This is a genomic window from Streptomyces sp. NPDC059080 (assembly GCF_042739975.1).
In the GTDB taxonomy this organism is placed as follows: domain Bacteria; phylum Actinomycetota; class Actinomycetes; order Streptomycetales; family Streptomycetaceae; genus Streptomyces; species Streptomyces benahoarensis.
Window position 1 is genome coordinate 1,623 of record NZ_JBHYGX010000068.1, and the last position, 6,417, is coordinate 8,039.

A 6,417-nucleotide genomic window follows, 5' to 3' on the forward strand; every position below is an offset into this window, starting at 1 on the left:
CCCGGGCGTGGTGCTCCGCCTCCACCCCCCCCCCCCCCGCCACCGGGCCTTTTGCGTAGCGTCGTTCCGCAACCGGCGGCCCGGACCGTACCGCCGGATGCCGACACACGCCGAGACCGCAGAACGGGAGTGGACACGTGCGCATCGGACTGCTCACCGACGGTGCCCACCTCGGCGCGCCGTGTGGCGCCCGGCGCTGGTACGACCGGCTCGTCCAGGGGCTGCCCGGCCACGAGTTCACCGAGTTCGCCCTCCCCGCACCGCCCGCTGCCCGCCCCACGGACCCGTCGTACGCCGACGGGGCGCGCCGTACCGGTCCCGTGCCCGGCCCGGCGGCCCGCCGCCCGGACGGCCGGGGCCGCACCCCGGACCGCGCCGCCCGCCGCCGCTTCGCCCGCCACTTCGCCGACCTCGCCGCCGCGCTCACCGCCCAACCCGTCCGCACCGCCACCCAGGCGGACCGTTTCGCCGCCGGTCTCCACGGCCTCGCCGACCTCGCCCGCGACCACGCCGACCTGCCCGCCCTGCTCCGCTCCGAGGCCGCCCTGCGCCTGCTGGAGCGCGCCTGCCGCGCCCCCGGCGCACTCCCCGCCGCGCACGCCGCCCAGGTCCCCGACCTCCTCGCGGTCACCACCCACCTCGACGAGGCGCTGCGCCCGCTCTCCCTCGACTGGTACGGGGACGGCGTCCCGGGCCTCGACACCGTCGACCTCTGCCACGCCACGGCCGCCGGTCCGGCCGCCCTCGCCGGGCTGCTGGCCAAACGCTTCTTCGGCACCCCGCTCCTGGTCGCCGAGGACGGCCCCGGGCTGCGCGCGCACTACCTCGACCGCGCCACCACCCCGCTGAACGCCCCGGCCCGCGCCCTCCTCGCTGCCTTCCAACGGGCCCTCGCCGCCGAGACGTACGCCCGCGCGACGCTCATCACCCCCGGCACCGCCCATGCCCGCCGCTGGCAGGAGCGGTGCGGCGCGGCGCCGCAGCGGCTGCGCACCGTCCACCCGGGCGTGCCCGCCGGGCCGTTCCTCCGGGCGCCCGACGCCATGGCCGACGACGCCACCACCCTGGTGTGGGCCGGTCCCGTCGAGCCGGCCAAGGACCTCGCCGGACTGCTGCGCGCCTTCGCCCACGTCCGGACCGCCGTGCCCGACGCCACCCTGCGGATCGTCGGCGGGCCCGGCGACGCCCCCGACGCCGCCGCCTACCTCGCCCACTGCCGGGCCCTCGCCGACCGGCTCTTCCGTGGGGCCCCGGGCCCGGTCCGCTTCGAGGAACCGGCCGCCCCCGGGGCGACCGCCGTCGCCGATGCCTACGCCACCGCCGCTGTCGTGGTGCTCTCCGGCGTCGACGAGGGGTTCCCGCACACCCTGGTGGAGGCGATGTTCAGCGGCCGGGCCACCGTCTCCACCGACGCGGGGGCGGTCTGCGAGGTCATCGGCGGCACCGGCCTGGTCGTCCCCGCCGGTGACCCCCGCGCCCTCGCCGACGCCTGCCTCGCCCTGCTCACCGACCCGGCCCGCCGCGCCCGCCTCGGCGCCGCCGCTCGCGCCCGGGCCCTGGAACTCTTCACCGTCGACCGCCACCTCGCCGCCTTCCGCGGCATCTACCTCGAACTCCTCGCCCACGCCCACCCGGACCCCGCCCCCGGCACCCCGCACCCCTTCGCCCGCCCCGCCGAGACCCACCTCCCCGGGCGCCGCGGCGCCGCCGTCCCCCGTACGCCCCCGGCCGACCGCACCCCGAGCTGGGCCGCACCCGGGCCGCGCCGCCGCCCGGCGGCCACGAGAGGAGAGGCGCGATGACCCCGAGCACGGACTCCCCGGACCGCGAGCCCTCCCCCGCCCCCGGGCGCCCGGCTGCCCCGGGCCGCCCGGCCCGGCGCTCTGCGACCACGTGGCACGCCACCCGACGCCCCCTCGGCGCGGGCCGCCCGACCCGGGAGGCGACGCCCGCAGGACCGCTGTCCACCGGGTGGCGCGCGACCCGGGACGCGACGCCCGCCGGGCACCTGCCTTGGGACGCGTCCGTCCCCGGGCGGTCGCCCCGGGACGCGACGCCCGCGGGGCACCTCTCCTGGGATGAGGTCCCCGTTGTACACCCGCCCCGGGACGCGACCCCTGCGGGGCGCCCGCCCCCGGACGCGACACCCGCGGCGCACCCGCCACGGGAGGCGTCGGCCGCCGGACATCCGCCCCCGGAAGCGCCTCCCGCCCACCACGCCGACCCCGTACGCACCTTGATCCACCGTCACCGCCGCCTCTGCGCGCACGCCGTCGACCCGTTGGAGATCGCCGCCGGGCTGGAGGCGCACGGGGTCACCGACCGCACCGCCGCCCGCTTCCGGCACCGTGACGTCTTCTCGCTCGCCGAGGAGCTGTACGCGCGGGTGCCCCGCGCCCGCGCCGCCACCGCGCCGCCCCGGGAGCCCGTCCGGCACGGGGCGGCCGTGCGGGCCCTGCTCCAGCTGCTGCCGGGGGCGCTCTGCGGGGCCACCCTCGCGGCGCTCGCCGCCGTCCACCTGGGGCACCCTCTCGCCCGGCCCGCCACCGCCGCCGTGGGCACCGTCCTCGTCCTGCTCGCGCTCCGGCTGTGTCTGCGCGCCGGTCCGCTGCGCGTCCGCTGGGCCGGGCGCCCGTCCGCGACCGCCGTCCTCGCCGTCGTCTGGGCCGTCGGCCATGCCCTCCTCGGCGATGCGCCGCTGACCGCACTCCTCTCCGGCGGGCCCGGCCTCCCGCTGTCGTGGCCGCACCCCGATGCCGCCACCGCGCTCGCCCTGACCTGCGCCGTCGCGCCCGCCGCGGCGCTCGCCCGCTGGTTCGCGCGGCGCGCCCGGCGTGGTCTCGCCATCAGCCGTGGACTGAGTGAACTCGCCTCCCGGGTCCGCCCGTTGCTGCTCGGCGCCACCCTGCTGTACGCCGCCGCGCAGCTCGCCCTGCTGTTCGGCGCCCGCCATCTCACCGGCGGCCCCGCCGGCCCGCCCGCCGCCCTCGTCGCCACCACCGCCCTGGGCACGCTGCTCTTCCTCGCCCGGCTGCTGGCCGTCCACGGCTTCCCCGCCGCCGCGGTCGCCGGGCCCGCGGCGGCTGCGGCCCTCGAAGCCGTCGCCCTGGCCCTGGTGCTCATCGCCCGGCTGCCCGGCGCGGGGGCGCTCGCCCGGCCGGTGGACGCGCTCACCGCCGCCGCGGGCCCCGCCGCCGTACCGGCCGTCGCCTGCGCCACCGCCGCCCTCGTCCTCCTGGGCCATGCCCTGCGCACCCTCACCGGCGCCCGGGCCCACCCCGCCCCCGAGGAGCCGGAGGCGGCCCGGCCATGATCCGGCGAATAGCCCTCCCGCCGGCCCCGGGCACCGACGCCCCACGGGCCCCACCCGTGCGATCGGCGCGGACCACGACCCCCTCCGGGCCGCCGTCCCGCGGCGGCCGCCCGCCGCGGCCTAACCACCACCACCGCCCCGTCCCACGAGGAGCACGACAATGAACGTCCACCCGACCGCACGCCATGAGCACCAGGGGGTCGCCCGATGAGGGTTCTGCTCATCGGCGCCAACGGCTACCTCGGCCGTTACGTCGCCGACCGCCTGCTCGCCGACCCCGCCGTCCAGCTGACCGTGCTGGGCCGCGGCGACGACGCCGATGTCCGCTTCGACCTCGCCACCGGCAGCCCCGGCGCGCTCACCCGTTTCCTCGACGCCGTCCACCCCGGCGTCGTCGTCAACTGCTCCGGCGCCACCCGCGGCGGCGCCCGCGACCTCACCCGCCACAACACCGTCGCCGTCGCCACCATCTGCGAGGCGCTGCGCCGCAGCGGCTGCGGCGCCCGCCTCGTCCACCTCGGCTGCGCCTCCGAATACGGCCCCTCGCAGCCCGGCTCGTCCACCGCCGAGGACGCCGTGCCCCGCCCCGGCGGCCCCTACGGCGTCAGCAAGCTCGCCGCCACCGAACTCGTCCTCGGCTCCGGCCTCGACGCGGTCGTGCTGCGGGTCTTCTCACCCGTCGGGCCGGGCACCCCCGCCGGATCCCCGCTCGGGCGGCTCGCCGAGGCGATGCGCCGCGCCATGCAGTCCGGCGACGGCGAACTGAAGCTGGGCGGCCTCGGCGTCCAGCGGGACTTCGTCGACGTCCGCGATGTGGCGCGCGCCGTGCACGCCGCATCGCTCTCCGCCGCGCAGGGCGTCGTCAACATCGGCACCGGGCGCGCGGTGCGGCTGCGGGAGGCCGCGTCCGTCCTCGCCCGGGTCGCCGGATTCGGCGGCGCCCTGCACGAACTGGACTCGCCGCCCGCCCGGTTGATCATCCCGGGCCCGTCGCCGGAACACGGCGCCGCGCCGCCCACGTACCCCTACCCGGACGGCTGCGGCACCTGGCAGCAGGCCGATGTGCGCACCGCGCGCGACCGGCTCGGCTGGCGGCCGCGGATCGGACTGGAGGAATCCCTCGCCGACATCTGGATGGAGGCCGCATGCCGCATCTGACCGCCGCGGGCACGACCCGCACCTCCACCGGCGCCGGACCCTTCGGGGCCGGCTCCCCGGGCATCGCCCATTCGCTGCTCGCGCCCACCGAGTGGGCCGAACTGCTGCGGGGCTCCCGGGGGTTCGTCGCTCCCGGGGAGGCCCTCCGGGGCGTGGCGGGGCCGGTGCCCGGCTACGCCCCGGTCGCCCCGGTCGCCCCGGTCCACTGGGCGGTCCTCGACGTCGCCGCGGGCCCCGGCGACCGCCCCGACGCGCGCTGTCCGCCCGCCGCGGCCCGGCCGCGTGAGACGGGTGTCCGCCTGTTGGGACATCTCGATCTGGGGTACGGCGCCCGGCCCTTCGGTGAGCTGATCGCCGACGCCCACCGCTTCCTGGAGCGGTACAAGGCCGACGGTTTCCTGCTGGGCCGCGCCCCCGCCGGGCGGGACGCGCTGCCCGCCACCCGCCGCACCGCCGCCGCGCTGCGCGGCCTCGCGGACGGCGCCCGGGACCCTGCCCGGCTACTGGGACGATTTCGTCTCGCGCATCGGACCGGGTGTCTTGGAATGAAGACGGGCGTGGCAGTGTTACGGACAGAACAACCGTACTGACCCACACCGACCAACCCCCTTGTTGAGGTCTTCCGTGTCGCTGCCACCCCTGGTCGAGCCCGCTTCGGAGCTCACCGTCGACGAGGTCCGCAGGTACTCCCGCCACCTGATCATCCCCGACGTGGGGATGGACGGGCAGAAGCGGCTGAAGAACGCCAAGGTGCTGTGCGTAGGCGCCGGCGGCCTGGGTTCGCCCGCCCTGATGTACCTGGCCGCGGCCGGTGTGGGCACCCTGGGCATCGTGGAGTTCGACGAGGTCGACGAGTCGAACCTGCAGCGCCAGATCATCCACAGCCAGTCGGACATCGGCCGCTCCAAGGCTGCGTCCGCCAAGGACTCGGTGCTCGGCATCAACCCGTACGTGAACGTGATCCTCCACGAAGAGCGGCTCGAAGCCGAGAACGTGAAGGACATCTTCAGCCAGTACGACCTGATCGTGGACGGCACGGACAACTTCGCCACCCGCTATCTCGTCAACGACGCCTGCGTGCTGCTGAACAAGCCGTACGTCTGGGGCTCCATCTACCGCTTCGACGGCCAGGCGTCCGTCTTCTGGAGCGAGCACGGCCCCTGCTACCGCTGCCTCTACCCGGAGCCCCCGCCCCCCGGCATGGTGCCCTCCTGCGCCGAGGGCGGCGTCCTCGGTGTGCTCTGCGCGTCCATCGGCTCCATCCAGGTCAACGAGGCGATCAAGGTCCTCGCCGGGATCGGCGACCCGCTCGTCGGCCGCCTGATGATCTACGACGCGCTGGAGATGACGTACCGCCAGGTCAAGGTCCGCAAGGACCCCGACTGCGCGGTCTGCGGCGAGAACCCCACCGTCACCGAGCTGATCGACTACGAAGCCTTCTGCGGCGTCGTCTCCGAGGAGGCCCAGGAAGCGGCGATGGGCGCGACGATCACGCCCAAGCAGCTCAAGGAGTGGATCGACGCCGACGAGCAGATCGAGATCATCGACGTCCGCGAGCCGAACGAGTACGAGATCGTCTCGATCCCCGGCGCCAAGCTGATCCCGAAGAACGAGTTCCTGATGGGCGAGGCCCTCCAGGACCTCCCGCAGGACAAGAAGATCGTCCTGCACTGCAAGACCGGCGTCCGCTCCGCCGAGGTCCTCGCCGTCCTCAAGTCCGCCGGATTCGCCGACGCGGTCCACGTCGGCGGCGGCGTCATCGGCTGGGTCCACCAGATCGAGCCGGAGAAGCCCGTCTACTGACCGCGCCACCGGGGGCCGTTCACGCCCCCGCCCCGTGCACCGAATGGGGGGGGGCGGGGGGGGGGGGGGGGGGGGGGGGGCGGGGGCGGGCGGGGGGGGGCGGGGCGGGCGGGGCGGCGCGAGACTCAACGACACAAACACGA

At 76.9% G+C, this 6,417-nt stretch carries 5 protein-coding genes; all 5 read left to right on the plus strand.

What is annotated here, in order from left to right; translation table 11 throughout:
- The first annotated feature begins 137 nt into the window (after positions 1 to 137).
- The 5 genes from ACFWWQ_RS29130 to moeZ all read left to right on the plus strand — a co-directional run bounded on the left by ACFWWQ_RS29130 (position 138) and on the right by moeZ (position 6,274).
- Positions 138 to 1,802 (plus strand): glycosyltransferase, encoded by a 1,665-nt coding sequence (locus tag ACFWWQ_RS29130; protein ID WP_384602200.1) that lies wholly within the window; start codon positions 138 to 140, stop codon positions 1,800 to 1,802.
- A 434-nt stretch (positions 1,803 to 2,236) separates the two neighbouring features.
- A complete protein-coding gene (locus ACFWWQ_RS29135; RefSeq protein ID WP_384602202.1) occupies positions 2,237 to 3,313 on the plus strand; it encodes a hypothetical protein in 1,077 nt (358 codons plus the stop codon).
- A 207-nt stretch (positions 3,314 to 3,520) separates the two neighbouring features.
- Positions 3,521 to 4,471, plus strand: coding sequence for an NAD(P)-dependent oxidoreductase (locus ACFWWQ_RS29140; protein ID WP_143943821.1), 951 nt, complete (start codon positions 3,521 to 3,523; stop codon positions 4,469 to 4,471).
- Positions 4,459 to 5,061: a hypothetical protein gene (locus tag ACFWWQ_RS29145; protein ID WP_384602204.1), complete on the plus strand. Its 603-nt coding sequence runs from the start codon at positions 4,459 to 4,461 to the stop codon at positions 5,059 to 5,061. The genes ACFWWQ_RS29140 and ACFWWQ_RS29145 overlap by 13 nt, the downstream gene beginning before the upstream one ends.
- Positions 5,062 to 5,095: 34 nt before the next feature.
- Positions 5,096 to 6,274, plus strand: coding sequence for an adenylyltransferase/sulfurtransferase MoeZ (gene moeZ / locus ACFWWQ_RS29150; protein WP_384602206.1), 1,179 nt, complete (start codon positions 5,096 to 5,098; stop codon positions 6,272 to 6,274).
- Positions 6,275 to 6,417: the final 143 nt, after the last annotated feature.